The 26,712-nt window shown below is 59.7% G+C and carries 25 protein-coding genes and 2 tRNA genes; 13 read left to right on the forward strand and 14 right to left on the reverse strand.

The window, feature by feature from the left end; genetic code table 11:
- Window positions 1–91 precede the first annotated feature (91 nt).
- Both IVB05_RS01485 and IVB05_RS01490 read right to left on the reverse strand, forming a co-directional pair.
- Entirely contained in the window at window positions 92–403 is a 312-nt protein-coding gene (locus IVB05_RS01485) for a DUF1272 domain-containing protein (RefSeq protein WP_247782692.1), read from the reverse strand.
- A gap of 85 nt (window positions 404–488) precedes the next feature.
- A complete protein-coding gene (locus tag IVB05_RS01490) occupies window positions 489–956 on the reverse strand; it encodes an Lrp/AsnC family transcriptional regulator (protein WP_247518121.1) in 468 nt (155 codons plus the stop codon).
- Between the two features lie 122 nt (window positions 957–1,078).
- Between IVB05_RS01490 and hppD the strand changes: the two genes are divergently transcribed.
- Window positions 1,079–2,197: a 4-hydroxyphenylpyruvate dioxygenase gene (hppD, locus tag IVB05_RS01495; RefSeq protein ID WP_247782693.1), complete on the forward strand. Its 1,119-nt coding sequence runs from the start codon at window positions 1,079–1,081 to the stop codon at window positions 2,195–2,197.
- A 95-nt stretch (window positions 2,198–2,292) separates the two neighbouring features.
- Here hppD and IVB05_RS01500 read toward each other — a convergent pair whose 3' ends face one another.
- The 4 genes from IVB05_RS01500 to IVB05_RS01515 all read right to left on the reverse strand — a co-directional run bounded on the left by IVB05_RS01500 (window position 2,293) and on the right by IVB05_RS01515 (window position 7,395).
- Window positions 2,293–3,405 carry a CaiB/BaiF CoA-transferase family protein gene (locus tag IVB05_RS01500; protein WP_247782694.1) on the reverse strand — a complete coding sequence of 371 codons (1,113 nt, stop codon included), beginning with the start codon at window positions 3,403–3,405 and terminating at the stop codon, window positions 2,293–2,295.
- A gap of 261 nt (window positions 3,406–3,666) precedes the next feature.
- Window positions 3,667–4,467 (reverse strand): xanthine dehydrogenase family protein subunit M, encoded by an 801-nt coding sequence (locus IVB05_RS01505; protein WP_247782695.1) that lies wholly within the window; start codon window positions 4,465–4,467, stop codon window positions 3,667–3,669.
- Window positions 4,468–4,482: 15 nt separating this feature from the next.
- Window positions 4,483–6,822, reverse strand: a complete 2,340-nt coding sequence (locus tag IVB05_RS01510) for a xanthine dehydrogenase family protein molybdopterin-binding subunit (RefSeq protein WP_247782696.1) — start codon at window positions 6,820–6,822, stop codon at window positions 4,483–4,485.
- An 87-nt stretch (window positions 6,823–6,909) separates the two neighbouring features.
- On the reverse strand, window positions 6,910–7,395 hold the full coding sequence (locus tag IVB05_RS01515) for a (2Fe-2S)-binding protein (protein WP_247782697.1): 486 nt from the start codon (window positions 7,393–7,395) through the stop codon (window positions 6,910–6,912).
- A 532-nt stretch (window positions 7,396–7,927) separates the two neighbouring features.
- Between IVB05_RS01515 and IVB05_RS01520 the strand changes: the two genes are divergently transcribed.
- Complete coding sequence (locus IVB05_RS01520) at window positions 7,928–9,898, forward strand: HAMP domain-containing methyl-accepting chemotaxis protein (protein ID WP_247787427.1); 1,971 nt, start codon at window positions 7,928–7,930, stop codon at window positions 9,896–9,898.
- Between the two features lie 143 nt (window positions 9,899–10,041).
- Here the strand turns inward: IVB05_RS01520 and IVB05_RS01525 are convergent, their stop codons facing one another.
- A complete protein-coding gene (locus tag IVB05_RS01525) occupies window positions 10,042–10,395 on the reverse strand; it encodes a DUF3175 domain-containing protein (protein WP_247782698.1) in 354 nt (117 codons plus the stop codon).
- A 273-nt stretch (window positions 10,396–10,668) separates the two neighbouring features.
- On the opposite strand from IVB05_RS01525, the gene IVB05_RS01530 reads away from it, so the two are divergent.
- The 3 genes from IVB05_RS01530 to IVB05_RS01540 all read left to right on the forward strand — a co-directional run bounded on the left by IVB05_RS01530 (window position 10,669) and on the right by IVB05_RS01540 (window position 14,672).
- On the forward strand, window positions 10,669–12,171 hold the full coding sequence (locus IVB05_RS01530; protein WP_247782699.1) for an MFS transporter: 1,503 nt from the start codon (window positions 10,669–10,671) through the stop codon (window positions 12,169–12,171).
- Between the two features lie 6 nt (window positions 12,172–12,177).
- Window positions 12,178–13,014 carry a trehalose-phosphatase gene (otsB, locus tag IVB05_RS01535; protein ID WP_247782700.1) on the forward strand — a complete coding sequence of 279 codons (837 nt, stop codon included), beginning with the start codon at window positions 12,178–12,180 and terminating at the stop codon, window positions 13,012–13,014.
- Window positions 13,015–13,211: 197 nt separating this feature from the next.
- Window positions 13,212–14,672: a trehalose-6-phosphate synthase gene (locus tag IVB05_RS01540; protein WP_247782701.1), complete on the forward strand. Its 1,461-nt coding sequence runs from the start codon at window positions 13,212–13,214 to the stop codon at window positions 14,670–14,672.
- A gap of 63 nt (window positions 14,673–14,735) precedes the next feature.
- On the opposite strand, the gene IVB05_RS01545 is transcribed toward IVB05_RS01540, so the two are convergent.
- Window positions 14,736–15,080, reverse strand: coding sequence for a hypothetical protein (locus IVB05_RS01545; protein WP_247782702.1), 345 nt, complete (start codon window positions 15,078–15,080; stop codon window positions 14,736–14,738).
- Window positions 15,081–15,280: 200 nt separating this feature from the next.
- Between IVB05_RS01545 and IVB05_RS01550 the strand changes: the two genes are divergently transcribed.
- The 5 genes from IVB05_RS01550 (at window position 15,281) to IVB05_RS01570 (ending at window position 17,812) form a co-directional block, all read left to right on the forward strand.
- Window positions 15,281–15,370, forward strand: a tRNA-Ser gene (locus IVB05_RS01550).
- A 165-nt stretch (window positions 15,371–15,535) separates the two neighbouring features.
- Entirely contained in the window at window positions 15,536–16,756 is a 1,221-nt protein-coding gene (locus IVB05_RS01555) for an integrase arm-type DNA-binding domain-containing protein (RefSeq protein ID WP_247782703.1), read from the forward strand.
- A 290-nt stretch (window positions 16,757–17,046) separates the two neighbouring features.
- Window positions 17,047–17,301: a helix-turn-helix domain-containing protein gene (locus tag IVB05_RS01560; protein ID WP_346771820.1), complete on the forward strand. Its 255-nt coding sequence runs from the start codon at window positions 17,047–17,049 to the stop codon at window positions 17,299–17,301.
- Window positions 17,302–17,376: 75 nt separating this feature from the next.
- Window positions 17,377–17,441 (forward strand) — tRNA-Arg (locus IVB05_RS01565).
- Between the two features lie 92 nt (window positions 17,442–17,533).
- Entirely contained in the window at window positions 17,534–17,812 is a 279-nt protein-coding gene (locus tag IVB05_RS01570) for a DUF5334 family protein (RefSeq protein ID WP_247782704.1), read from the forward strand.
- Between the two features lie 113 nt (window positions 17,813–17,925).
- Here the strand turns inward: IVB05_RS01570 and IVB05_RS01575 are convergent, their stop codons facing one another.
- A complete protein-coding gene (locus tag IVB05_RS01575) occupies window positions 17,926–19,389 on the reverse strand; it encodes a serine/threonine-protein kinase (protein WP_247782705.1) in 1,464 nt (487 codons plus the stop codon).
- A gap of 20 nt (window positions 19,390–19,409) precedes the next feature.
- Window positions 19,410–19,865, reverse strand: a complete 456-nt coding sequence (locus tag IVB05_RS01580) for a hypothetical protein (RefSeq protein WP_247782706.1) — start codon at window positions 19,863–19,865, stop codon at window positions 19,410–19,412.
- 251 nt (window positions 19,866–20,116) lie between these two features.
- Between IVB05_RS01580 and IVB05_RS01585 the strand changes: the two genes are divergently transcribed.
- Complete coding sequence (locus IVB05_RS01585; RefSeq protein WP_247782707.1) at window positions 20,117–20,719, forward strand: hypothetical protein; 603 nt, start codon at window positions 20,117–20,119, stop codon at window positions 20,717–20,719.
- Between the two features lie 687 nt (window positions 20,720–21,406).
- On the opposite strand, the gene IVB05_RS43690 is transcribed toward IVB05_RS01585, so the two are convergent.
- Window positions 21,407–21,796, reverse strand: a complete 390-nt coding sequence (locus IVB05_RS43690) for a helix-turn-helix transcriptional regulator (RefSeq protein WP_346771821.1) — start codon at window positions 21,794–21,796, stop codon at window positions 21,407–21,409.
- A 130-nt stretch (window positions 21,797–21,926) separates the two neighbouring features.
- Here IVB05_RS43690 and IVB05_RS01595 point away from each other — a divergent pair, with 130 nt between their 5' ends.
- A complete protein-coding gene (locus IVB05_RS01595) occupies window positions 21,927–22,199 on the forward strand; it encodes a hypothetical protein (RefSeq protein ID WP_247782708.1) in 273 nt (90 codons plus the stop codon).
- Between the two features lie 652 nt (window positions 22,200–22,851).
- Here the strand turns inward: IVB05_RS01595 and IVB05_RS43460 are convergent.
- A complete protein-coding gene (locus IVB05_RS43460) occupies window positions 22,852–22,986 on the reverse strand; it encodes a hypothetical protein (protein ID WP_256473130.1) in 135 nt (44 codons plus the stop codon).
- A gap of 207 nt (window positions 22,987–23,193) precedes the next feature.
- Window positions 23,194–24,033, reverse strand: a complete 840-nt coding sequence (locus IVB05_RS01600; RefSeq protein WP_247782709.1) for a type I restriction enzyme HsdR N-terminal domain-containing protein — start codon at window positions 24,031–24,033, stop codon at window positions 23,194–23,196.
- Between the two features lie 1,414 nt (window positions 24,034–25,447).
- Between IVB05_RS01600 and IVB05_RS01605 the strand changes: the two genes are divergently transcribed.
- On the forward strand, window positions 25,448–25,930 hold the full coding sequence (locus IVB05_RS01605) for a hypothetical protein (RefSeq protein WP_247782710.1): 483 nt from the start codon (window positions 25,448–25,450) through the stop codon (window positions 25,928–25,930).
- A 49-nt stretch (window positions 25,931–25,979) separates the two neighbouring features.
- On the opposite strand, the gene IVB05_RS01610 is transcribed toward IVB05_RS01605, so the two are convergent.
- On the reverse strand, window positions 25,980–26,711 hold the full coding sequence (locus IVB05_RS01610) for a hypothetical protein (protein ID WP_247782711.1): 732 nt from the start codon (window positions 26,709–26,711) through the stop codon (window positions 25,980–25,982).
- Between the last annotated feature and the right edge of the window lies 1 nt (window position 26,712).

A 26,712-nucleotide genomic window follows, 5' to 3' on the forward strand; every position in this document is an offset into this window, starting at 1 on the left:
TTTGCGCCGTGCCCACCATCACGTTCCGTGTAAGAGTGGTGGGCACGCTTCGCTTTGCCCACCCTACATCGCTCGCAATGACGCGGAGAATTCAGCGCTCTTGCGGCGGAATATCCCGCAGCTGCGCCGAATGTGCCGCGACATCTTCGACGCTGTACTTCAGATGCACCCGTTTGTCCGATGGCATCTGCTTGGTGACGCAAACCCCGGGTCGGCGCTCGGTCGCGGGCCGGATCGGCCGTGGCACAAAGCCGCCGCCGCAGTTCGGGCAGACATTGTGCAGCTTGTTGTCCACGCAATCCGCGCAGAACGTGCACTCGTAGGAGCATATCCGCGCGTCCGCCGCGTTCGGCGGCAGGTCCTTGTCGCAATATTCGCAGTTCGGGCGGAGTTGCAGTGCCATCGTCGCCTCGTAACGTGATTCCAAAGGGATCATCGCAAATCGATCTGCGAAAGCGAATGACAAATTTCCCTCGAATTGCGCCACGTCAGGACTTCAGCGGCAACCTCGCGCTCTCCTTCAGCCGGTCCAGCACGATCGATGAGCGGACATGCGCGACGCTCTGGTGCGGCATCAGCACGTCGTTGACGAGGCCGGAGAGGTCCTTGAGGTCGCGCAACACGACCTTCAGCACGTAGTCGGCGTCGCCGGTCAGCGAGTAGGCTTCCTGGATGTCGTCCACGCGGTTGACCAGTTCACGAAATTTCTTGGCGTTGTCGGGCGAATGCGTCGCCAGCGTAATGTGGATGAAGGCGATCAGGTTGAAGCCGAGGGCTTCGCCGGCGAGGTCGGCGTGGTAGCCCGCGATTACCTTTTCTTCCTCCAGCCGCATCCGCCGCCGCGAACATTGCGAGGCCGACAGGCCGACCAGGTCGGCGAGCTGCTGGTTGGTCAGCCGGCCGTCGTCCTGCAGGGCGGCCAGCATTTTGAGGTCGAAGGCGTCTACGGAGATCATGCGTAAATTGCCGTTTCGATGCATGGATTGTGCATCATGATAGCTGAACGCAGGCCCGTTTGCATACACTTTGCGCCCGTCTCGATCGATATTGATTCAGATCAATTTTCAGGAGAACCGCCATGGGTCCGTTTCCGCACGACGCGCCGGCCGCCACCATCAGCGCCGACAATCCGATGGGCACCGATGGTTTCGAATTCGTCGAATACGCCCACCCGAAGCCTGAAGAACTGCACGCACTGTTCAAGCTGATGGGCTATGCGCCGGTCGCCCGCCACAAGACCAAGAAGATCACGGTCTATCGCCAGGGCGACATCAATTATCTCGTCAACGAGGAACCGGGCAGCCACGGCCACGGCTTCGTCGCCGCGCACGGGCCCTGCGCGCCGTCGATGGCGTTTCGCGTGGTCGATGCGAAGCTGGCCTATGAGCGCGCGCTCTCGCTTGGTGCGGAGCCCGCCGATATTTCTTCCGCGCAGAAGACGCTCGACGTTCCCGCCATCAAGGGCATCGGCGGCAGCGCGCTTTATTTCGTCGATCGCTACGGCGCCAAGGGATCGGCCTATGACATCGAGTTCGAATGGCTTGGCGCGAAAGACCCGCACCCCGCAGGCGCCGGGCTCTATTACATCGATCACCTTACTCACAACGTCCATCGCGGCCGCATGGACGTCTGGACCGGCTTCTACGAAAAACTGTTCAACTTCCGCCAGATCCGCTTCTTCGACATCGAGGGCCGCGCCTCCGGCCTGTTCTCCCGTGCGCTGACCAGCCCGGACGGCAAGATCCGGATTCCGATCAACGAGGATGCCGGCGACTCCGGCCAGATCGAGGAATATCTCAACATCTATCGCGGCGAGGGTATTCAGCACATCGCCTGCGGCGCGCGGGACATCTATGGCACCGTCGAGACGCTGCGCGCAGATGGTTTGCCGTTCATGCCGTCGCCGCCGGATACCTACTTTGAGAAGATCGACGCGCGCCTGCCGCAGCATGGCGAGGACGTCGCCCGCCTGCAGCGTGACGGCATTCTCATTGACGGCGAGGGCGTCGTCGATGGCGGGCACACCAAGGTGCTGCTGCAGATTTTCTCGGCGAACGCGATCGGGCCGATCTTCTTCGAGTTCATCCAGCGCAAGGGCGACGATGGATTCGGCGAGGGCAATTTCAAGGCGCTGTTCGAATCGATCGAGGAGGATCAGATCCGCCGGGGTGTGCTGAAGGTGAATGACGCGGCGTAAGTTTGTAGGGTGGGCAAAGCGAAGCGTGCCCACCATTGCTTGCCGAGTAACTGATGGTGGGCACGCTCCGCTTTGCCCACCCTACGGCATCGAAACTACTTTGCCGCCTTCCACTCCTTCGTCAGTTCCCCGATATCCGCCGTCTCCGCATCCCTGATCGCCGACGGCGTGCGCGAGAAGCGCGGCGCCGGCGCGGGCTGTGTCACGCCGTGGCGCTCGACAAAAATGTTTCGCGCGGCGTTGTGCGGATGCTTCGGCGCTTCCGCCATGGTCAGGATCGGCGCGAAGCAGATGTCGGTGCCCTCCATGATCTTGCACCAGTCCTCGCGTGTCTTGCCCTTGAACACTTTGGTCAGCTTGTCCTTCAGCGCCGGCCAGGCCTTGCGGTCCATCTGCGCATCGAAATCGGCGTCTGTGAGACCGGCATGCTGGCGCAGCAGCGCATAGAACTGCGGCTCGATCGAGCCGATCGAGATGAAGTTGCCGCAGGAACATTCATAGATGCCGTAGAAATGCGCGCCGCCGTCGAGGAAATTCTGCTCGCGCCCTTCGACCCAGCGGCCGATCGCGGTCATGTCGAAGAACATCGACATCAGCGAGGCCGCGCCGTCGCACATCGCAGCATCGACCACCTGGCCCTTGCCTGATTTCGATGCCTCCAGCAGCGCGGCGAGCACGCCGACCACGAGATAGAGCGCGCCGCCGCCGAAATCGCCGACGAGGTTGAGCGGCGGCACCGGCTTCTCTTTGGTGCCGATCGCGGCGAGCGCGCCGGTCACCGAGATGTAGTTGATGTCATGGCCGGCGGCCTGCGCCAGCGGGCCTTCCTGGCCCCAGCCGGTCATGCGGCCGAACACGAGACGCGGATTGCGCGCCATCACCACGTCGGGCCCCAGACCCAGCCGCTCCATCACGCCGGGGCGAAAACCTTCGATCAGCGCGTCGGCGCCAGCGAGCAGGTCCAGCACCTGCGCGACCGCGGCCTTATCCTTCAAATCCAACTCGACCACCTTGCGGCCGCGCCCCGCCACCGATTTCAGGTTCTTCTTCGCGCCGACACGGTCAAGCGTAACGACCTCTGCGCCCATATCCGCCAGGAGCATGCAAGCGAACGGGCCCGGGCCGATGCCGGCGAACTCGACGATGCGAAAGCCGGCGAGCGGGCCGGAGGTGCGGGTGGCGGATTGGGTGGCTGGTTTGTCGAGCACTTGTTTTCTCTCCCAACAGAAGCGTCTTAATTAGTTGATTAGCTAAATTGTCCCGCCGAAGCGAGACCGTGGCAAGCTTCTTTTGCCGAGAATCGACCCAAAATGCGAAAGCGGCGCGCATTGCTGCGCGCCGCTTGTATGAAAGTTGTGTCCATAGCGTTTTCGAGCGAAGTGGACACCGGTTCGCGTGAAGAAAACGCGTCAAAACAATAATTTACAGCTTCGGTTCTGATTCAATCAGAACCGAAGCTGTAGACGTTATCAGCCCGCGGCAGTCACCGCGCGCTGCGCCATCACCTTGATCAGGTTGGCGCGATAGTCCGATGTTCCATGGATATCGCTCATCAACCCGTCGGCGGAAATCTTGACGCCGTCGATTGCGCCCGCCGACCAGTTGGCCTTCAACGCCGCCTCGATCGCCGGCACCCGCATCACGCCGCTTTGCGATGCGCCGGTGGCTGCGACGCGGACGTCGCCTGCCGGGGTCCTGGCGACGAACACGCCGGTCAGGGCGAAGCGCGACGCCGGATGGTTGAACTTGGCGTAGCCCGCTTTGGCCTGAACCGGGAACGATACGGCAGTGATGATCTCGCCGTCCTCGAGCGCCGTCGTGAACAGGCCCTTGAAGAAATCATCCGCCGATATCGAACGCTTGTTGGTCTTCACGGTGGCGCCGAGCGCCAGCACCGCCGCCGGATAATCGGCCGCGGGATCGTTGTTGGCGAGCGAGCCGCCGATGGTGCCGCGATGCCGCACGGCGGGGTCGCCGATCAGCGAGGCGAGGTAAGAAAGCGCCGGGATCGCCTTTTGCACGGTTCCGCTCGACGCCACGTCGTAATGGGTCGTCGCCGCCTTGATTATGATGCCGTCACCGCTTGGCTCGATGCCAACCAATTCCTTGATCTTGCCGAGATCGATGACGTCGGATGGCGAGGCCAGCCGCTGTTTCATGACCGGGATCAGCGTGTGACCGCCGGCCAGATATTTCGAGTCCGAACCCTTGGCGAACGCGGCCGCAGCTTCGTCGACCGAGGAGGGACGATGATAAGTTGTCTGGTACATGATGTTTCCTCCCGCTCAGCCGTGGATCGCATGCCAGACGCGATCGGGCGTTGCAGGCATTTCGAGGTTGTTGTTGCCGATCGCATCGGTGATGGCGTTGATGACGGCGGCCGATGCGCCGATCGCGCCAGCTTCGCCGCAGCCCTTGACGCCGAGCGGATTGCCTGGACACAGCGTCGTCGTGTGCGACAGCTTGAACGACGGCAGATCGTCGGCGCGCGGCATGGTGTAGTCCATGAACGACGCCGTCAGGAGCTGGCCTGAGGCGTCGTACACCGCGCCTTCGAGCAGCGCCTGGCCGATGCCCTGGGCGAGACCGCCATGGACCTGGCCTTCGACGATCATCGGATTGATCAGCCGTCCGAAATCGTCCGCCGCCACGAAGTTGACGAAGGAGGTTTTGCCGGTGGCGGCATCGACTTCCATTTCGCAGATGTAGGCGCCGGCCGGGAAGGTGAAGTTGGTGGGGTCGTAGAACGCGCCCTCCTTCAGGCCCGGCTCCATGCCGTCAGGCAGATTGTGCGCGGTGTAGGCGGCGAGCGCGACCATCGGCAGCGCGATCGACTTGTCGGTGCCGGTGACCTTGAACTCGCCGTTCTCGATGACGATGTCGTTTTCGGATGCCTCGAGCTGATGGGCTGCGATCTTCTTGGCCTTGGCTTCGACCTTTTCCATCGCCTTCAGGATCGCGGTGAGACCCACGGCCGCCGAGCGCGAACCATAGGTGCCCATGCCGAACTGCACTTTATCAGTGTCGCCATGAACGATCTGCACCTGGCTGATCGGAATGCCGAGGCGTTCGGCGATAAGCTGGCAGAAGGTCGTCTCATGACCCTGGCCGTGGCTGTGCGATCCCGTCAGGACTTCGATGGTGCCGACCGGATTGACGCGCACTTCCGCCGATTCCCACAGGCCCACGCCGGCGCCGAGGCTGCCGACGGCCTTTGACGGCGCAATGCCGCACGCTTCGATGTAGCAGGAGACGCCGATGCCGCGGAGCTTGCCTTCGGACTTGGCTTTGGCCTTGCGGCCTGCGAAGCCCGCGTAATCGATCGCCTTCATCGCGGAGTCGAGTGAAGCACCGAAATCGCCGATGTCATAGGCCATGATCACGGGCGTCTGATGCGGGAACTGCGTGATGAAATTCTTGCGCCGCAGTTCGGCCGGATCGACCTTCAACTGCCGCGCCGCGGTCTCCATCAGCCGTTCGACCACAAAACTCGCTTCGGGCCGGCCCGCGCCGCGATAGGCGTCGACCGGTACGGTGTTGGTGTAGACGCTGATCACTTCGGCGAAGATGTTGGGGATGTTGTACTGGCCCGACAGCAGCGTCGCATAGAGATAGGTCGGCACCGAGGAGGAGAACAGCGACATGTAGCCGCCGAGATTGGCGTAGGTTTTCACCCGCAGGCCGGTGACCTTGTTGTCCTTGTCGAGCGCCATCTCCGCCTTGGTGAGATGATCGCGGCCGTGCGCGTCGGTCAAAAAGGCTTCGGTGCGGTCGCCGGTCCACTTCACCGGACGGCCGACCTTCTTGGAGGCCCACAGCGCCACCATTTCCTCAGGGTAGATGAAGATTTTCGAGCCGAAACCGCCGCCGACATCGGGGGCCACGACGCGCAGCTTGTGCTCCTGCGCGATGTTGTAGAACGCCGACAGCACGAGGCGGGCAACATGCGGATTCTGCGAGGTCGTGTAGAGCGTGAAATGCTCTTCCGGCTCGTTATATTCCGCGATCGCCGCGCGCGGCTCCATCGCGTTCGGAACGAGGCGGTTGTTGGTGATGTCGAGCGACACGACATTGGCTGCTGACTTGAAGGCGGCATCGGTTGCGCCTTCATCGCCGATGACCCAGTCATAGATCACGTTGCCCGGCGCTTCCGGATGCAACTGCGGTGCGCCCGGCTTGATCGCGGCGCGAATGTCCGGAACGGCGGGCAATTCCTCGTAATTGACGACCACGGCCTCGGCCGCGTCCTTGGCCTGGTTCTTGGTCTCGGCGACCACGACCGCGACCGCCTGGCCGACGAAACGCACGGTCTCCGGCGCCATCGCCGGCCATGCGCCCATCTTCATGCCGGTGCCATCCTTGGAAGTAATGGCCCAGCCGCAGATCAGATTGCCGATCTTGTCGTCCACGAGTTGCTGACCCGTCAGGACCCCGACCACGCCCGGCATATTCATCGCCGCCGACGTGTCGATACTTTTGATCTTCGCATGTGCATGCGGGCTGCGGATGAAGTGTGCGTGGGTCAACCCCACCAGCTTGATATCGTCGACGTAGCGGCCCTTGCCGGTAATGAAACGACGATCTTCCTTGCGCACGACGCTTGCGCCAATGCCTTCAACGCCCATGTCCTGTCCTCCCAACCGGAGTTATTGTTTCCGCCATTTCGTTTCGAAACGCGGTGTCGAATTCGAAAAATTGCTGGCCGGCGGCTTCTATTCGGCCGCCTGCGAAACCTTCATGCGCCCGGCCGCATCGAGCACCGCCTTGACGATGTTGTGGTAACCGGTGCAGCGGCAGATGTTGCCTTCCAGCTCGTGCCGGACGGTCGCCTCGTCGAGCTGGCCGCTGTGGCGGTGCACAATATCGATCGCCGACATGATCATGCCCGGGGTGCAGTAACCGCACTGCAGGCCGTGATTGTCGCGGAACGCCGCCTGCATGGGGTGCAGTTCGTCGCCTTTGGCGATGCCCTCGATGGTGGTGACGCTGGAGCCGGCGGCCTGACCGGCCAGCACGGTACAGGATTTTACCGCCCGGCCATCGATATGGACGACGCAGGCGCCGCACTGGCTGGTGTCGCAGCCGACATGGGTGCCGGTCAGGTTCAGATTTTCGCGCAGGAGGTGGACGAGAAGCGTCCGGTCCTCGACCTCGGCCGAGACGGCTTTGCCGTTCACCGTCAGTTTGACTGTAGACACGCGTGGTACCTCCCGATGTTTTATAATTATTCCAATTAGAAACACGGGAGAGGGAACTTGCAACTAGGATTTTGGGCGGGCCCGTCATTGTGATGACATTCGCAGCGCGCGCCGACGAATCGCCGGGAGAATTATTTTCTTCATGGTCCCTTAGGGACTCTTTCCGGAGGCGTCGTCGCGACAGCGAGATGCGTGGCGGGCGCCCGGTCTCTCGGCCCGGACGCCACTCGAATTGAGAGACGGTTCGCCCCGCGCTGCGGCTTCACCCGCCCTGCCGCTTCGCTCCCCGGCCCGAGTTTTCGCGTGTCCCGGCGTCCCCGGGCGGGGGGCCGCCGCGGTCGGCCTCCAAACCTTGCCAATCTTTCCCGGATTTACGCGCCCTTATCCATTCTGCCTTAAGTTTGCGCACCGGATTGGGGGGTGGGCCTCCCGATGCCTGTTTTTCAGAACGAAAACGGGGTGTGACGTGCGATTTTTGAAACGTAGCGGCTCGTCTTTCAAACTCCCAACCCTGCGGTTCCGCGCCAAGATCATGCTTGGCTTTGCCGTCGTGCTGGCAATTTCGGCCGCCAGCATGGGCTTTGCCTATCTCGGCTTCGAAAATGTTTCCGCCGGCGTGGACTCCTACCGGCACAGCGTGCAGGAGGCGGATCTGTCGCGCGACATCGATCGCGAACTGATCTCCTATCGCTCGCTCGCCCGCTATTTCGTGGTCACCGGAAAGGAAGAGGACGGCAAGGCGGCACTGGCGGCCGAAGCCAACCTGAAGGAAGCGATCATGGCCTCGATGAAGGGGACCACTAACCCGACACGGCTCGAGCAGATCGTAAAACTGGAGCGGGAATTCCGCGCCTTCACCAAGATTTTCGCCGATATCCTCAAGGTCAAGGACGAGAGCGCGCGGATCGCGCAAAACCAGCTGATGCGCAGCGGCCAGTCGCTCTACTACAAGCTCGATGATCTCTCCAGCAACGCCGATGAATCCGAGCTTCAGGCGGTCACCTTCAGTGCCAAAAAAGTGGCCGATGAGTTTCAGGCCGTGGTCGGATTAGCCAATACGTTCGTCATCAACTCGGATAAAACGGTCGCATCCAGCGCACTCGCGCGCCTGAAATTTCTCGGCAACTCGCTAAAGGCGATCCCGGCGAACAATGACAAGCTTCGTCAGGGGGTCCAGGAGATCTCGGTTCTCCTGGAGGAATACCAGAAGTCACTCGCCAAGCTGGTCGATAACTCCAAGGAGATCGACGAACTGACGCTGGAAATGACGGAGTCGGCCGCCGCCATCAACAAGGGCTCGGCGGCGATGAAGTCGGATCTGCTGGCCGACCAGAAGCGGCTCGAAGCCGAGTCGGACGCGACCATCGGCGAGACCAAGCGGCTGATCCTGATGCTGGCCGCCGGCGGTTTCGTGCTCGGCGGTTTGCTGGCGCTGCTGCTCGGCAAGGGCATATCCCGGCCGATGACGGCGATGCGCAGTGCGATGCGCGAACTTGCCGCCGGCAATTTCGAAGTTGTTTTGCCGGGCCTTGGCCGCAAGGACGAACTCGGCGAGATGGCGAGTGCGGTCGAGGAGTTCAAGGTGCAGGCTATTGCGCGCGCCGAGCGCGACGCCGCCACCCAGGAAGCGCAGAACAAGGCCGCGAGCGCCGCGCGCCGCGCCGAGCTCATACGCTTCGCGGACGAATTCGAAGAAGCGGTCGGCGCGATCGTCGCCAACGTGTCCTCGTCAGCCGTGCAGCTCGAGACGGCGGCGGGCACACTCACACGGACCGCGGAGACCACCCAAAGCCTGTCCAGCCAGGTTGCCGGCGCCTCGGAAGAAGCCTCCAGCAACATGCAGTCGGTGGCTTCAGCGACCGAGGAGCTGTCGGCGTCCGTTGACGAGATCGGGCGGCGCGTCAAGGAAAGCAGCCAGATCGCAGAAGCAGCCGTTCGTCAGGCCGAACGGACCGACGGGCGGATCGGCAAGCTGTCGCGTGCCGCGCAGGAGATCGGCGACGTCGTCAAGCTGATCACGGCGATTGCCGAGCAGACCAATTTGCTGGCGCTGAACGCCACCATCGAGGCGGCGCGCGCGGGCGATGCCGGCCGCGGCTTTGCCGTGGTTGCGTCCGAGGTCAAATCGCTCGCCAGCCAGACGGCGAAAGCGACCGACGAGATTTCCAATCACATCTCGGGCATGCAGGGCGCGACGCAGGAATCGGTCGCCGCGATCAAGGAGATCGGCGGCACCATCGGAAAAATCTCCGACATCGCCTCGACGATCGCGAGCGCCGTCGAGCAGCAAAGCTCGGCGACGCAGGAAATCGCGCGCAGCGTCCAGAACGTCGCGCAAGGCACGCAGGAGGCCGCCGCCAACGTCATGCACGTCAATCGCGGCGCCACCGAAACCGGCGAGGCCTCCGAGGAAGTGCTGAACTCGGCGCGCGCGCTGTCGAGTGAAAGCACGCGCCTGCGCGAAGAGCTCGATCGCTTCATGGCGAATATCAGGGCGGCGTGAGGGGCGGCCACTCTCCATCGTCGCCCCTGCGAACGCAGGGGCCCATAACCACCGCTGAATGTCGTTTGCCAGATAACTAACCGCGGGGCCCTTGCGAAGGCCGCGGCGTATGGGTCCCTGCGTTCGCAGGGACGACGTCCAAACTACTCTCTGCCGAACTGGTGCTTCAATTCTGTTTTTGCGCGTTCCAGCCGCGCACGCTCAGTCTTGGGCAACGTCTTGCCGGCGCGGTTGATGTAGAAGGTCAGCATCGATAGCGCCGAGCGATAGGCGCCCGCCTTGCGGCGTGAACTATGTTCGGCGGAGCGCTTGAGCGACGCCGCGATTTTCTTTGCGCTGGTCAGCTTGAAGACACCGCGCTTCAGATCGAGCGCGTCGCTTTCCCGTGTCACGCGTTGCGACCATCGCTTCGGCGATGATTTCTTCGCCGTCGTCGTGCGGCCGCTTTTTCGGGCCGCGGTTTTTCGCGGGTATGTGGTCTTCCGTCGTTCGGCCATGGTCAACTCCATTTCCGGTTTTTGCCAAAAACGGTCGCCCGATCGTTCGGTTCCCTTGTCGTTTTTCGCAATGACGTGGATAGGCCATAGCGCACTGAATACCCCGCATGTGCGCGTCATCACGACAGCTATGCAATTTCGCCACCCCAATGCCCGCGGAACCCCCATCCTCCGAGGGGGTTATCTTGGCGTCGGGCATCATGTTTGCCGCAATTTGACGTGAAAACCCTGGGGCTGGGGCGTTCCGGGGTGTTTTTTCATTGGTCCAATCGGATGGTTCCGAAAGCAATACGGCACGGTGCGGCAGTGGGTGAGAGTGCGTCCGTTTCCGCAACGGCCAAGCAGGATAACGACGGCATTGTCGAGACCAGCATCCCGGCGCGGCTCGATTGCCTGCGCTGGGGCGGCTTTCATACCCGCGTCGTGGCCGCGCTCGGTATCACCTGGATTCTGGATGGACTTGAAGTTACACTGGCGGGCGCTCTGTCGGGTGCGCTGAAGGAAAGCCCGACGCTGCAATTTTCGAATTTCGATGTTGGCCTCGCCAACAGCGCCTATCTCGCGGGCGCGGTGCTGGGCGCGCTTGGTTTCGGCTGGCTGACGGACCGGATCGGGCGCAAGAAACTGTTCTTCATCACGCTCGCGGTCTATCTCTCCGCGACCGCAGCCACCGCGCTGTCGTGGAACGTGGCGAGCTACGCGCTGTTTCGCTTCCTGACCGGGGCGGGTATCGGCGGCGAGTATACCGCGATCAATTCGACGATCCAGGAACTGGTGCCGGCGCGCTATCGCGGCTGGACTGATTTGGTGATCAACGGCAGTTTCTGGATCGGGGCGGCAATTGGTGCGGTGGCCGCCATCGTGCTGCTCGATCCCAAGGTGCTGGCGCCGGATCTCGGCTGGCGGGCGGCCTATTTCATCGGCGCAGCTCTCGGCCTCATCGTCTTCGTGATGCGGATGTGGATTCCGGAAAGCCCGCGCTGGCTGATGATCCATGGCCGCCCCGAAGAGGCGCATGCGATCGTCGACGATATCGAGAGGGCATCTACGAGACATTCGGATCATCCGGCTGATGAGGTATTTCCGAAGGTCAGGCTGAAGATGCGCAGCCACACACCGCTGGGAGAAGTGGCGCATACATTATTCACGACCTATCGGAAGCGTTCGATGGTCGGGCTGGTGCTGATGGCTTCGCAGGCGTTCTTCTACAACGCCATCTTCTTTACCTTCGCGCTGATACTGACCGACTTCTTCGGTATCCCGTCAAATGATGTCGGCTGGTACATCCTGCCCTTCGCGGCAGGTAATTTCCTGGGACCGCTGTTGCTCGGCCGCCTGTTCGACACGCTGGGCCGGCGCATGATGATCACGGTGACCTATGGCGTCTCGGGCATTTTGCTCGCGCTGTCGGGCTATCTGTTCTCGATCGGCGTTCTGACTGCGCAGACCCAGACCATCGCCTGGATGGTGATCTTCTTCTTTGCCTCGCCGGCGGCGAGTGCGGCCTATCTCACCGTCAGCGAGACGTTTCCGCTGGAGGTGCGGGCGCTCGCAATTGCGCTGTTCTACGCGATCGGAACGGGCATTGGCGGCGTGGCGGGACCGGCGCTGTTCGGCGCCCTGATCGATACCGGATCGCGCAACAGCGTTTTCTTAGGCTACCTGTTCGGGTCGGCATTGATGATTGTAGCTGCTGCCGTCGCGTGGCGGTATGCCATCGCGGCCGAGCGCAAGTCGCTCGAATCTGTCGCACGGCCGCTCGCATTTGTGGAGTAGGATGAGATGAATGAGGATCTGCTGGAAATGCCATTGGAAGAAGATATCGTCCGTGAAGACGACGCCGCGCCGGAAACCGTTCCGGTGCCGCGCTCGCTGGTGCCGCACTTGAGCGAAACCGCGATCCTGCTCGACATCGACGGCACGCTGCTCGATCTGATGCCAACGCCGCGCGAAGTCTGGGTGCCGCCGGGCCTGGTGAAGACGCTGAATCGTCTGCTTGTACGAACCAACGGCGCGCTGGCGCTGGTCAGCGGCCGTTCGCTCAACGATATCGACCTGATTTTTGCGCCTGATCAATACCCGGCCGTCGGCGGCCATGGCGCCGAGATGCGGATCGAGCCGGATAGCGAGTCAGTAGATGCCCATGCGCCGCCACTGGACAAGGAATTGAAGCGCCGGCTGGCCGCGATCGCAAAGCTCAGCCCGGGAATATTGCTGGAAGACAAGGGCTATTCGCTGGCGCTGCATTATCGCCTCGCGCCGCACGCCGAGAAGGCGATCTATGCCGCGGTGTCGCTGATCAGGGCCGATCTTCCCAACGCGCCGATCGAGGTGCTGCCCGGCAAATGCGTTTGCGAGATCAAGCATTCCGGATTCACCAAGGCGAGCGGCGTGCACGAGTTGATGAAACGCGAACCTTTCAAGGGCCGCCGTCCGTTCTTCATCGGCGACGACGTCACCGACGAGACCGTGTTTGCGATCATGCCTGATCTCGATGGCCTTGCCTTCTCCGTCGGCCGCCGCGCCACGGGCGTGGCCGGGCACTTCGATGCGCCGAGCGACGTGCGTGAATTTCTTGCGCACCTGCTTGATGACGAAAGGGACGCACCACTGCCATAATGTTTTTCGTCTCGACGGCTTTCGACCACAGATTCTCGCCCTTGATGCCGGGGTTCACGACAAAATTTATTTTTCGTGAGTTCCGGTGAGTTCCGGCACGCCGCAGCCCGAATTTGGTTTCAATTCGTTGAAAGGGTGATCAGGAACCATATTGATGAACGGTTGTTAACGCGAGCGCCATCAACGGGAGGGGACCTTTGAACCTCGTCGTCGTTTCTAACCGCGTTTCGCGCGGAAAACCCAACGAACCCATGACGGGGGGACTCGCCGCGGCGTTATTGCCGATCGTCGAGAAGTCGGGCGCTATCTGGGTCGGTTCCAGCGGAAGGGTCCGCGATGGGAACCTGAAGGAACCATTTGCCGAAATCGAGGCGCTTGGCACCGGCGCGCTGGCGATGCTGGACCTGCCGGCCGCGCATTACGGCGGCTATTACGAAGGCTTCGCGAATTCCGCGTTATGGCCGGCGCTGCATTCGCGCGCCGATCTGATCCGCGCCACGCAGGAAGACTATCTCAGCTATCGCGAAGTGAACGCCTTCATGGCGCGCGCGCTGTTGCGATTCCGAAAAACCGATTCCGCGTTCTGGATTCAGGATTACCATTTCCTCGCGCTCGGCGCCGAACTGCGCGATCTCGGCGTCACGCAGCCGATCGGCTTCTTCCTGCACACGCCGTGGCCGGCGCGTTCGGTGATATCAGGCGTGCCGCATCATCGCGAGCTGATCGAGGCGATGCTGGCCTATGATCTGATCGGTTTCCAGACCGAGGAAGATTGCGAGAACTTCCTGTCTTACGCGCAGTCCGACCTCGGCCTCGTCGTGCATGACGGCGTCGTCATCTCGCGCTACGGCCGGACGCGCGCCGCGGTATTTCCGATCGGCATCGATCCGAAGCAGTTTGCCCAGTTGGCGATGAAGGCGTCGACCCATCCGGATGTCTCGCGGCTGCGGCGCAGCCTGAACGGCGAGAAGCTCGCGATCGGCGTCGACCGGCTGGATTATTCCAAGGGCCTGATCAACCGCATCAAGGCTTTCGACCGGATGTGGACCCTGCATCCGCAGCTTTCGCGCACGGCGTCGCTGCTGCAGATCGCAACGCCCTCGCGCGGCGCGATCGAGGCCTACGGGAATCTGCAGAGCGAGGTCGCCAAGCTCGTCAGCGACGTCAACGGTGCGCATGGTGAGGTCGACTGGACGCCGATCCGCTATCTCAACAAGGGCTACGGCCAGGCCGTGCTCGCGGGCCTCTATCGCACCGCGCAGGTCGGCGTGGTGACGCCGCTGCAGGACGGCATGAATCTCGTCGCCAAGGAATATGTTGCCGCACAGAACCCGGTCGATCCCGGTGTGCTGGTGCTGTCGAAATTCGCCGGCGCCGCCAACGAACTCGATACCGCGCTGCTGGTCAATCCGCACGATATCGACGGCATGGCGCGCACCATCGCGCTCGCGCTGTCGATGCCGCTGACCGAACGGCGGATGCGCTGGGAAGCGATGATGGCGAAGCTGCGCGGCCACACGATCCAGCAATGGCTCGCCGACTTCACAGACGCGCTGCGCGAATGCCAGCTCGACCGGGAAGAATTGGCGCCTGTGGTGACCGAGCCCGCGCTATGGCCGCTTCGCTCCGGCACCAATGGCGGTGCGCGGTATCATTAGCGAAGCTTTTTCAGGTGAAGACCTGCCCCGCATCTAATGCGAGGGCAGGAAACCGCCGAGCAATCAATAGCAATACGACACGCCATCCAGAACCGGGCAGCGCGCCTTGGTCGGCGCGCTCGGATTTTCCATCGGCACGTAACCGCCCTTGCCATTGCCGGCGAACACGCCGGGGCCGATCACGACCGACGACTTGTTGCCGATGATGACGCTCGGATGCGGCGAGACCAGGTTCGATCGCGTGCCGTCCGCCCAGATGAGTGATTCTCCCGCGAAAATCCCGCGCCTGCCGTCGTCGCAGGTCACATCCACCCCTTGGCGGGTGCAGGACTGCGCCATCGCCGGGCCGGCGGCGCTTAACGCGAGCGCCGATACCAGGATGGAGAATTGAAGCGCCCGCGTGATCATCATGCCGTCCTCCACCGATAGGGTTGCCACTTATCATCGTCGATCGTGGCCGGATTCCGGTTCAAGGCCCGACAAAGCACCAGCCATCCGACGCCGGGCGGCCAGAATTACCAAACAAATTCAATGAATTGGGGAAATTTTGGCGGCCGCGCCCGGCGTCCCTTGCAAAATCAGTCCTGCCCCTTCAAGAGAGGGCCTCCGGAGAGATGGCCGAGTGGCTTAAGGCGCACGCTTGGAAAGCGTGTGTGCGGGAAACCGTACCGTGGGTTCGAATCCCACTCTCTCCGCCACTAAACTGTTCTCCTCTGTATCCGATTGTTCGAATCGACAGCAAAAACAACGAGTAGCGCGACGAAGGCTGTTGCGGCTAGTGCCGTGATGTTACCGCTAGATACCGCGCAAACCGTAGCTTTTGACTGTGGGTTCGGAGGACGGATTTCCGCGAGGGGGAACACATGGCCGGCAAGCTCAAACCGCTCGACGTCGCACGCGAAACGCGGCCGGGCAAATACCCTGACGGCGACGGTCTCTACCTCATCGTCGCGAGCGCCACCTCGAAGAACTGGAGCTACCGGTACTGGAAGGACGGCAAGCAGCGCTGGCTCGGTCTGGGCTCATTCAAAGACGTGTCGCTCAAGGATGCACGCCTAGCTCGCGATGCCGCGCGTCTTCGCGTCAAGGGTGATCGCTGCACGCCGGGCGTCGACATCGTGCAGGAGAGGCGTGAGGCACGCGAGGAGCAGAAGGCCGTCGAGATCAAGGCTGTGCTGCCAACCTTCGAGGAATGCGCCGAAGCATACTTCCGCCAGCACTGGACGACCTGGAGCGAAAAGCACCGCGATCAATGGCCGTCGTCGCTCAAGCGCTACGCCTACCCGACAATCGGGAAACTCACGATCCCGGAAATCAAGCCCAGCCATGTCTATGAATTGTTGCGACCAATCTGGGTCGAGAAGCGAGAAACGGCGAACCGGGTGCGCGGCCGAATCGAAACGATCATCGCGAAGAACGTGGACGTCGACGATAGAGACTTCCGCAATCCCGCCGAGCTCACGAAACAACTACGCGAGAAACTTCCGAAGCGGCCCAAGCGTGTCGTCCAGCACCATCCTGCCCTACCATATACCGAGGCGTCGCAGTTCATACTTGTGCTTTCCAGCGCCGCTGGCATCGCCGCGGCGATGTTGCGCTTTCTGATCTTCACCGCATGCCGGACAAACGAAGTTGTAGGAGCACGCTGGTCGGAGATCGATCGGCCCTCATCGATCTGGAGAATTCCCGGCGAACGCATGAAGATGCACCAGGATCACGTTGTGCCGCTGTCGGATCCTGCTCTGGCTATCCTCGATAAGATGCCCGGCGGCCAACGCGAATTGATCTTTCCGAATCCGGAGGGTGGAGCATTTTCTGAGAATGCCATGCTCGCCGTACTGGACCGCTTAGGCTACGGCCACGTTACCGTGCATGGATTCCGCTCGACCTTCGCAACCTGGGCCGAAGAATGCACAGACTATCCTGATGGCGTCCGCGAGGCAGCGCTCGCCCACAAGTATAAATCGGAGACCACGGCAGCCTATCAGCGCGGGCAAAAGCTCGAGAAGCGACGCTTCCTCATGAAAGATTGGGCGCAATTCCTCGCAGGATCAAATCTCATCCGCTTCGACAAAACCGGTTAGTTTGTCTTGGACAACTCAGCCTCCGTTCAGTCCACGACCGATCCACCGCGCTTCTTGTTCTGTCCGATGGTTTGTCGCCGGTCTCGCGTTCGAGGCGATTTTCGAGATAGTCGATCATCTACCTAAGCAGGCCTTGTACTCTACCCGAAGGAAATCGAGGCTGTGGACCGAAAAGAGCACGAAGTCGTACGACCGGGCATCCGAAAAATGCGCACGGTCCCGTGAGTGCTTTGGGCCGAAAGTCCGGTCTGGCATGCTCAGAAATATCCGGGGACAACAGGATGCTTCATATGTCTAGCGCCGTGTCTATCACGTTTGACGTCCCGCTCGTAGCTTCGCCGAACCAAGCGATGAGAGCGATCCAGGTCTCGCGCAAAAAGCTGTACGAACTTATCAAAACGGGCGAGCTGGAAAGTTATACCGAGGGCAAATCGCGACGCATCACAGTCAAATCGATCAACGATTACATCGAGCGCCGACTGGCAGTAGAAGCGGTTCGGCGCGGCCGAACCGCTTCCCCTCGAAATGATCAATCATGTCCTTAAGCGCGACGCCCGGTTTTGCGGCTGCGAGCGCATCGCCGATCGCTGGCCGTTCGCGATGGGCGCAGCTGCTGACTAGCGACTGTGGCCCGAATAGACTACGAATCTGAGGATCGGACGTTCGAATCGTTCCGGGCGCGCCAGTAAAATCAGGCACTTCTCGAATTCGGCGTTGCTCGGGTGTTTGCTTAGGTAAGCACCGGGTAAGCACCATTCGGCTTTTGGAGATATTTGAATGAACGCTCGGGGAATTTGCTTCGCTGCATGTTTCGGTCTTCTCAGCAGCATTCCAGCATTTGCCTGGGACGGGACGAACTCAAATACGGGCTCATCCGTGGAGATCGAACGCGGGCAACTTGTCAGAAGCGGCCGAACAATTGAAGTCTACGATAGCACTGAGGGCTACAAAGAATACGACGTAGACAGCATCCGGCGTTCTGGCCGAACAGTCGAGATTGAGGCGACGGACACCTCGACCGGCGAGAGCACTACGCTTGAAATGGATGGCGACTAAGTTTTGTAGTCTTCCGGCCGCTCCAAGATTTTTCTACAGGGCGGCACCCACACCAGCCGCGGTGGCTGTTTGTAGCCTGGCTGGGGATCAAGTTTTCCCCGAGCCAAGTTCCCCTACTTTTGACGCCAATTTCGGGGAGTTGGCTTTTCGGGCATGGTTGACGGCGCATGCAACCGATCCTGCGCACCATCGGCGAGCCAGTTCGCCCAACGATCTATGAGCATCTCGGGATCTATTTGCTCGATTGGCCAAGCCAACTGAAATTCCGACATTCCGGTCCAGAGTGCCTTTGCGGCCTCAATACCCGGGTCCGCCATAAAGGGCCGCATCGTCGTGTTTCTGCCCATCAATGGCGAGACCATAAAGGCGGTCTCGACCCACTCGAATCGACCCGCCTGGAATGCATCGCAATACCATAGCGAATGACTTCTCCCTTCGAAGTCGTATCGGTCTCGAGGAACGCGAAGAATGATACCGGCCTGAGCTACGACATCGAATGCTGGAGCTTCCCACTCCCAAGGAGAGGGGGGTGTCTTCGTAAGAGGCACCAACTCCAGCTGAGCCGTGCCAAGCGAGATAGTGACACCATTCCTCTTGCCTGCCCTTCCCTTCTTAGCACTCGGGGCAGCTTCTAAAATTGCTTCAGACAGTTGACCGTACAAGCTGTCGAGCAAGGCGGAAGCGCCCTGGAATAGATCGGCACGCTGTTCAGTCGCAGAGCGCGCGGCGGACTTTTGCCGCTCACCTTCGCTCTGTTTGGCAACCTCCCCGAGATGAGCCTCGCTAAGCCTCCCTAGACCCCCAGAGCGTTGTTGTTGTTGTGATCGGTTCAGACGAGCGAGCAAATTGGCGGCCGAAGGCCGAGCGCCCGGGGCCTTAAAGAGCGCTTCCGTGACTAGTGCCTTAAGGACCGACGTCCCTACATCGATTGCCGGAGGCTCCATATGCAGGTGCTGCTCTCGATAGTCCTCGATGTGGGGGCCTGCAAAAGGCTTGCGGCCGCAGAGCATTTCGAAGGCCATAACGCCTAAAGCATACACGTCAACGGCACCGGTCGCCCTCTCGGCCCGCCATCGTTCTGGAGCAGCGTAAGGCGGACTAAGAGCATACTTCTGAGTGTCTGCTGCCGTTGTCGCCTCGGCATATCGAGAAATGCCGAAATCTGAGAGACACCACTTGCCTTCCAGATAGAGGACGTTTTCAGGCTTGAGGTCTCTGTGGACAACCTTGCCGTCCAACTCTGCGAGGGCGGAAGCGATGTCAATCAGGATCGATGTCGCGTCTGTCGTGCCCAGAGGTTTCGTGCTTGTCAAATGATCTCGCAGCGATTTGCTTGCACGAGGCATAACAAGGACCCAATGTTCGTCCTGTTCGCCACTATCAATTATCGGGACGATTCCACGAGCCCCCTTCAAGTCCACAAACAGAAGCTCTCTGCTCGCGCCAAGCGCCTTCGGCACCAGCTTAACCGCGGCTTTCGATCCATCTGGACTCTCGGCAGCAAAGACCTGGCCAAAGCCGCCGGCTCCGAGTCGCTCACCAAGTATCCAATCTTTTTTCAGCCTGATTGTTGTCAAAGGGCGCTGCTCCTAAGTTCTTAAGCCCACGACCGCCAAACGGCGATACTCCCTACAACGAGGCAAACCAACGAACCGATACCACCGGCTATCGCAATCCACATGGTCGCTTTCATAGCTTTGCCTTTGTCTGGCTGCGGCCAATACTGAGGATCAGAAAGCATTCTGACGTCGGTCCAGCGATGGAATAGCACCGCTGCGAAGGTGAAATTCCACCAAGCGGCGAATGCTGCGATGAAAGCCGAAACAATACCGCCCACAAACCAAAACAGAGCCCCCGAGTAGGATGGGGGATGCTCACCAGCGTGCGCCTTGAAGAGAAGGCCGACAATGGCTCCTGAATGCATCAGCCAGAGGGTGTTCACCAGCCAACGGCCGTATTCAATCTGGGCAGCCCTGGCACTCTTCAACAGCTCGAAGCTGAGCTGATAAGCGGCTTCGGCCTGCTTTGCATAAACATCTGGTTCAGTGCTCATGGACTAGGCTAAGCATTTGGTGCCGAGAATCGCTCAAAGATGTAAGTAAGAGTACGACCATAGGCCGCGGCGACACAAGGGCGCGACCGAGCCTAGTTCAAGCGCGCTCGGCGTCTTGTCAGGGGGAAGAACCAGCTGATGAATTTCGAACGCTTTTGTGGCATGGCCTCCGGCATCAAATATGCGGTCGAGAAAGGTTGGCTCGACCTGCATGTGAGCGGAACGTTCGTGAGATTGCTGACGAGAGAATGATGCAATTGAGCCTCCCAGACTATGCGACCCGCTTTGACACGCTGTCGCTATCCGCGTGCTTTCTCAAGCTGAAGGGGGTTGGCAACGAACCACGCCAGGCGACAGGCTTTTTCTGGCGTCTGGACAGCAAAGTGTTTCTGATTACGAATTGGCACGTTGTAACCGGCATCAACATGATGGACGGCAAGCCAATCGGCAACGGCTGGGTGCCCGAGCGAATTGAGCTGAGTTACTTCGAGCGCCAGATCGCCAACAATCCGTCAATTCCATCGGACCCCTCGATGCGCACCGGTCTAGTGCCGACGGTGCACGTCCCGCTCTACGAGGACTTTCACAGCCCATTTTGGATTCAGCATCCGATGGCGTTCGAATGGAACGTTGATCTTGTCGCTCTGGAACTCGACAATCTTCCAGATCAGAGCCGGGTGTTCTGCGTAAACGATATGAACTACGACAGGTACCTGCACTTTGCAGGTAGCGTTGTGCTTGGCCACGCCCTACCCGAGAGCACTAATGCGTATCCCGTGCCATTTCCGATCTGGAAGCGTGGAAGCATCGCCAGTGAAATCATTGTTCCATGGAACATGAGCCGGCGTTCTTGATTGACAGTCGAACTTCAAAAGGGATGTCTGGCTCTCCCGTGTTTGCCCGAATCTTCGGAACCGCCCCCCTAGCTAATTTGACGATCCGTACCGAAAATATCCTGACATCGGAATTTATGGGCATCTATTCCGGTCGTCTCTTCGACGACGAGAACAACGCCAGCATTGGGCTTGTCTGGCACCGTCACCTGATTGATGAGTGTTTGCAGTCTCCGGCACAAGGCTCAAGGGACTGGGTTCCAAGTCAATCCATTAAACTCTTCGAGCCTCTCAAGAGACCATAGCTAGTCAGAGGAGAGGGGCCCGCCAGCGTGAACCGGCGGGCGCGAACGTGCAATGATGGGCTTCGTTATGGGCGGCATATGGGGGCTTGGCCCGATCTCGCATTTCGTGCCCTCTGTGGCAGGCAACCGGTGGCGGGTTCAAAGCCATCCGCCTAGTCCGAAATTCAATTTTCTCGGAATTTCCGGGGAATTATTTGTCCCGTGAAATCAGGCACAACTCTGCATTTCGAGCCATAAATCTAATTCCCCTTTTATGGGGTGCGCAATCGACGGAGCATTTATTGAACGCCGTGTCGATCAACCGAAGGGCGTCCGCAGCGCAGCAGGCGGAAATCGCCTTTTGTCACTCGAAAGTTGAAGCGGTGGGGCCCCAAATAGGGTGGGGTACCTCTGAATAAAAAAATCAGCGCTTCCGCTTCTTCATTCTGACGCCGGCACCGCCCCCGTTCTCGGCGATGAACTCGATGCCAGCCTTTTCCAAGGCACTTACAAGAGCGGTACCCGTCTCTGCTCGGCCACCCAGATCGCCGTCGGCGGACTCAAGTCTCTTGATCGTTGGCGTCGAAACACCCGACTTCTCAGCGAGATCATCTTGCGACCAGCCAATCAAAGCCCGGGCCGCCCTAATGGGTTTACTCCGGAAATCGCGGCGTTCGCCGCGCTTTCCCCCTTCATCGCAACCATCATCATTCGATCCGCCATCTTGTGCGGAGCGTGACGGCCGCGCGCCGTTGGAGATTACCACATGTTGCAGTTGCCTGAACCCCGCCGACGTCAACGGCGCCCAGCACACCAGCCGGCGCCGCGGCGCTACTGCAGTATATTCTGGATAACGATCTGACGGACGACAAGAACTATTGGCATATGACGGCGCTCGCAACTCTGGCCGAGGCGCTTAATGCAATGCCGGGCGAGGTCCGCTCATGAAGATCACCAGCATCGACAAGCCCAAGCAGGGCACCGCCATCTGGAGCGGCAGCGCATCGATCGGCAAGCGCCGCCTTATATGGTTCTACTCTCCCTGCCAGTGGCTTCACGTCCAGGAGCAGGATCACATAAACCCGAAATGCTGGATGAACATTGAACCGCCGAGCGGCGCTAAGGATGCCGTGTTGCGAGCGATCCGGAAGACGCGACCGCCATCCCCCCATCCATTTTTTCGGGAGTCCAAGCTGCAGGCTGGAGTTGGAAAATGACAATAAAGCCCCCGCCATCTTTTGTAGATCGGCGGGGGCTTAGCTAATCGTCTGACGGTCGTTGGCCGATCTTCGCGGTTAGCTCGGCAATCTTCCTCGAGTCCTTCGCCTTGATCGCTTTCCGCAACTCCTTCAATTCGTCTTGGCCAAAAGCCTCTTTCTTGCGGTTTTGCTTCGACTGGCCGGCGCGAGGAGCCGCAGCTAGGGCCGGTACCGCGGGTAGGCTGCCCCTCGGGACTACTGGCTTCTCGATCGATCGTCCCCGCTTGGGATCGGCTCGGGAGACTCTCGCAGCTTCTCGAGCTTTACGATCACGCTCCTCCAGCCACTGTTCCCACATCCTCAAACCTCGATGCAATTCACTTTCACCGGCCCGTTGCTGCGTGTCTTGGCCGATCAAGCCTGACGCTGCTATCTGAAGCGCGCCACGATGAATAATATGCAGCGCATATAGTCGATTGAACTTTCTCCCTGGTCGCCCCTCTCCCGTTGCTGTTCATGCTCATCGAGCAAGGCCAGCTCGGCTTGGATGAGATGCGATGAAGGATAGTATCCGTGGGCCTCGCGGTACTTAACCGCCTTATTGACGACCTCCTGCATCTGACGAAGCAGCTCGTACGGTTTTCCGGCTCCCGGAACCACACGAAGGACATTAGCGGCGCATTCTCGCAGCGCGCAGGAGAAGTCGCCGTTCGTCTTCCTGGTCGCGTTGCTGCTCGCGGTCTTTCTGCTGCCGCCCCTGCTCTTCCTTGTCTGGTCCGCCGCCGTCGATGACCTTGAAGGACATCGGCCCCTCCCATGTTAATTGGCTGGGAGCGTGCCTTCCAAATCGTCACCTGCCAAGCCCTACAACATTGGGAACAGGCTTGACCCAGGCCAAAAGCCCGCGCCTAGATTTTTATTCTGAAGTACCCCACCCCATTTGGAGCCCCAACCCGCAAACTTGCGAGCCGCAAAAGGCCTATTGCAGCGAGCCGGGAGTGTCGGCGTTTCGCTAAGAGGCAACCACTGCCCGAGGGAGGGAGGCTGAAGCATCCTCGACTGGCGCCACAATCGGAGCGTCGTCTACGGATTTGGCAGTAGGCCCCTTCTTCCGGGTTGCGGCTCGTTGGAGCCGTCTGATGTTCTGAAGTGCTGCCTTCGCTTCGTCTCCATCCACCAGATCACGCTTCAGAACCTCTTCGCGCAAAAGCGATCTGAGATAGTCTACTTCAACCTTTACTCCGGAACTCATTCGACGAATTTCACGTCGCAAGACTTCCAAGATAAAATCGGTTTGCAAGACCGCTGCCACAGTGAACTTGTTAGTCACCTGCTTTTGGAGCAGAAATTCGGCCATAGAGCCCTTTGAAAAACCCTCGCGGCTCAGATTACCGAAGCACTCAAGAGCGTCCGGGCTCCTAGCGCTCGTTCCGATCGCATCCAACTCGCAAACGAGAATCTTTTCGATAGGCTGGCCGAAGTGAACTTTGTAGACCCGCCATTGGGCACCGTTTGTCAGAACGACCCACTCAATGCCTTCGTTGGCAGCATAGTCGATCGCCTGCTTGACATGGGCATCCTTGAGTTCGATGCCTATGGCCTTTACTTCGATTAGGAACCGGATTTCTTCATCAACTTTTACGGCCAAATCCACGTATGTACCGCGGATCGCGTACTGGCTCGTGATATGAAGATATTTGTCGTAGCCGCAAATCTCGGAGAGCATATCGTTGATTACGGTGACGGTGTCAGCTTCGCTGACGTCCCGCTTTTGCAAACTAGCCAGAATGCTCTGATATTTTTTCAGCTGCGTTGTGATACGCGCCGACACTTTCGCTGATAATTTCGCCATGCCTGCCCCCGAGAAAATTGTGTTGAGCATCCTGCAACTTTACGGCGAGGGCAATAGTTAATTCGACTAAAGCTTAATGGCCCGCCCCTTGTGAATGCGCGTCTAGTTCTTCGATTTCCTGACCATTCGCATGAGCCGTCACCTAAGCAAGGTCTCGCATGATGGCTTCTTGGACTGCTACCACCCGTACTTTCCCGGGATAAGCCGAGATCGGCCCCAGCTTGCTGGGATCAGCTTGCTGGGATCAGGTTGCTGGGATCAGGTTGCTGGGATCAGGAGAGGATTGTGCTGGCTCCCATAAACAACCGATGCTCTAATGCGGAGGGGGAAGTTGGGGATGCGCGACTGGCGAACATTCTTGTGGTCTCTGTCGTTATTGGCGGCAGTGCTTAGTGGCTGCGCGACCAAGCCGCCCCTTGCTCGGGAGGAGACGGCCGTAGTTCAGCAAGCGGCTACACCAATCACTCCTCAGGTCGCCAGGGCCGAGCAACCTCCCGATCGAAGCCAGGTCACGGCGGTTCCAATCCAGCCAAGTCCTGGACCGCCTGCTCAGGCCGTAGACCCTCCGTCCACCACGTACAGCTCGGAATACGTGAGCAATCTCCGAGCATGCCTTGCCGGGTTCTACGGCTGCAGGCGAGAAGCGCTCGCGGGAGAGGACATTGCAAAGGTCTCGGTGATCGATCGGGAGCGAAATTACAGCGCCTGTATGGCCGGGTATTCCAACTGTTCGCCTTCAAGCCTTACACCAGACCAACAACTTCGCGTCACTGCGTCGAATAATGAACGTAACCTGCGCGCCTGCTTGGCAGGATATTCGAATTGTCAGCCTACAAGCCTTACAGCCGAACAGCGTGTAGCAACTGATGCCCGCGCCCGTGAGCGCATTCTGGCCGCCTGTCTTCAAGGTTATTCCACTTGCAGTGAGGAAGGTCTTTCGCCAGACGAAAAGCTGTCGGTTAGCGCGCGAAGGGCCGAAAGAAACTTTTCGTCGTGCCTGTCGGGATACTCGTCTTGTAAGTTAGAGGACCTGTCGCCGGAGCAGCGAAGCAAGGTTGCGGCAAGCAACTATGAGCGAAATCTCTCCAGATGCCTGAGTGGCTCGCCCACATGCAAACTAGAAGAACTTGCGGCGACCGACCTAGAGAAAGTTCGGAAGGGACGGGAAGAAGCCGCGGCAAGAACGGCGTCGCCGTCAGTGGGTACTTCGGTCCCAACGTACGTCCCAAGCGGACCGGGATGCGCAGAAAACGGCTCCTGTTATGGGGACGTAAGCACAATAACCGGGCTGCCGAAGACGATTGCGGTTAGCGGATACTATAGGCGCAACGGCACGTACGTCCGCGGCCATTACCGAAGCCGTAGATAGAATGCAGAAAAGAGGAGCTCGCAGCGTGGCACTGAGGAGGGAATCATGACCGCTACGCCGATTTATAGGGCGTTTGCTCTTGGGCTGTTCCGGTCGTCAGTCTTCTTCATTTGTGCGGTGGTTGCCTTCTCTCAGCGAGAGGACCGCACCGGCACGATCCTCTTGATGATAGTGTTCTTGCTTGACGTAGCGTCGTACCAGATCGTGCAGGTCGTCACCATTTCGAACGAAAGTGTTTACGCGCGTGTTTGGGCTGACACACTCACCAACCGACTATTCTATGAAAAGCTTTTCGAGAAGATTCGTGAGCGCGAGTATGTGGATGTAGACGCCCTGTTTAAAGAAGCCACAAAATCTTCTGTGGCAGATGTAAAGGTATTTTTGAAGGATACGACCGTCTGGTCAGAATGGGGCGGCTTCAAGCAAACCCTTGCGGGGATCTGGAGCTTCCTCTGGCTATGGATCAGCTACGGTATCTTCTACGGTGTCGCCGGGTGGATGGGGACCGCAATGAGGTCATCGTTCTGACCAATGGGCTACCAAGCTTCCTAACAGTTCAAACGAACGAACAATGCTTCTAGAACATCACACCCTGGCCGAAGTCGTCTTGCCGCACCACCCCGTTAATTAGCCATGTATCCTGATGGAGTGAGTGCGTGCCCATTGCCAGCAGCATACCCTTGGCCGGGTACTCCTGACCAAATACGCGGTACATGTCATCCAGCGCTCGTTGCTCTCCGTATTCCCTGGACCAGTTGTGATACGTGGCCTCAATCTCCCAATCCTGGCAGGTCCCCTCGCGGATCCCGTCGTCGGTCCGATATCGGTATTTGAAATTGTACGGGCAGGGATTGTAGTTGTTGGTCACTTGCTTTGCGAAGAGGTCGTCCTGCGCGCGGATTGACTCGAACAACTGTTTTTCGGCCGCAATTTCCTTCGTGTCCTTCTTCTCAACCTTGAAAGCAATAATTTCGGGCCGCAGTAGTGCGAAGCTTCGACCGGCCTGCCGTTCCCGCGCCAAACTTGTCACAACAGCCTTCGTGAGGAATCGGCTTCGTTCTGATTTTCTGAGCTGGCCTACAATCTCAATGGACTGTTGATCCACCCGACGGCTCTCGGCTCGTTTGTCGTCGTTGGGCAGCCGCCAGTTGAACTTTATTCGATCCCAGCGCCCGAACTTCTTTGATTGCTCCAGTGTTCGGAATGACACCGGATACAGTCTGAGCCAATTGCCGTAGAGGTCAATTCCGGCACAACAGACCGTCTCACCGTGGCGGCGGCCAACCTGCGGGGCCGCCTTCACGATCACA

The sequence above is a fragment of the Bradyrhizobium sp. 170 genome (assembly GCF_023101085.1).
GTDB lineage: Bacteria > Pseudomonadota > Alphaproteobacteria > Rhizobiales > Xanthobacteraceae > Bradyrhizobium.

Coding starts and splice junctions, on each gene's coding strand:
- IVB05_RS01570 (WP_247782704.1), top strand. CDS start 17,534: ATGAACGCTCGGGGAATTTGCTTCGCTGCATGTTTCGGTCTTCTCAGC.
- hppD (WP_247782693.1), top strand. CDS start 1,079: ATGGGTCCGTTTCCGCACGACGCGCCGGCCGCCACCATCAGCGCCGAC.
- IVB05_RS01585 (WP_247782707.1), top strand. CDS start 20,117: ATGCAATTGAGCCTCCCAGACTATGCGACCCGCTTTGACACGCTGTCG.
- IVB05_RS01510 (WP_247782696.1), bottom strand. CDS start 6,822: ATGGGCGTTGAAGGCATTGGCGCAAGCGTCGTGCGCAAGGAAGATCGT.
- IVB05_RS01545 (WP_247782702.1), bottom strand. CDS start 15,080: ATGATCACGCGGGCGCTTCAATTCTCCATCCTGGTATCGGCGCTCGCG.
- IVB05_RS01595 (WP_247782708.1), top strand. CDS start 21,927: ATGAAGATCACCAGCATCGACAAGCCCAAGCAGGGCACCGCCATCTGG.
- IVB05_RS01605 (WP_247782710.1), top strand. CDS start 25,448: ATGACCGCTACGCCGATTTATAGGGCGTTTGCTCTTGGGCTGTTCCGG.
- IVB05_RS01505 (WP_247782695.1), bottom strand. CDS start 4,467: ATGTACCAGACAACTTATCATCGTCCCTCCTCGGTCGACGAAGCTGCG.
- IVB05_RS01490 (WP_247518121.1), bottom strand. CDS start 956: ATGATCTCCGTAGACGCCTTCGACCTCAAAATGCTGGCCGCCCTGCAG.
- IVB05_RS01600 (WP_247782709.1), bottom strand. CDS start 24,033: ATGGCGAAATTATCAGCGAAAGTGTCGGCGCGTATCACAACGCAGCTG.
- IVB05_RS01580 (WP_247782706.1), bottom strand. CDS start 19,865: ATGAGCACTGAACCAGATGTTTATGCAAAGCAGGCCGAAGCCGCTTAT.
- IVB05_RS43460 (WP_256473130.1), bottom strand. CDS start 22,986: ATGTCCTTCAAGGTCATCGACGGCGGCGGACCAGACAAGGAAGAGCAG.
- IVB05_RS01530 (WP_247782699.1), top strand. CDS start 10,669: ATGGTTCCGAAAGCAATACGGCACGGTGCGGCAGTGGGTGAGAGTGCG.
- IVB05_RS01555 (WP_247782703.1), top strand. CDS start 15,536: ATGGCCGGCAAGCTCAAACCGCTCGACGTCGCACGCGAAACGCGGCCG.
- IVB05_RS01525 (WP_247782698.1), bottom strand. CDS start 10,395: ATGGCCGAACGACGGAAGACCACATACCCGCGAAAAACCGCGGCCCGA.
- IVB05_RS01560 (WP_346771820.1), top strand. CDS start 17,047: ATGTCTAGCGCCGTGTCTATCACGTTTGACGTCCCGCTCGTAGCTTCG.
- otsB (WP_247782700.1), top strand. CDS start 12,178: ATGAATGAGGATCTGCTGGAAATGCCATTGGAAGAAGATATCGTCCGT.
- IVB05_RS01520 (WP_247787427.1), top strand. CDS start 7,928: ATGCTTGGCTTTGCCGTCGTGCTGGCAATTTCGGCCGCCAGCATGGGC.
- IVB05_RS01485 (WP_247782692.1), bottom strand. CDS start 403: ATGGCACTGCAACTCCGCCCGAACTGCGAATATTGCGACAAGGACCTG.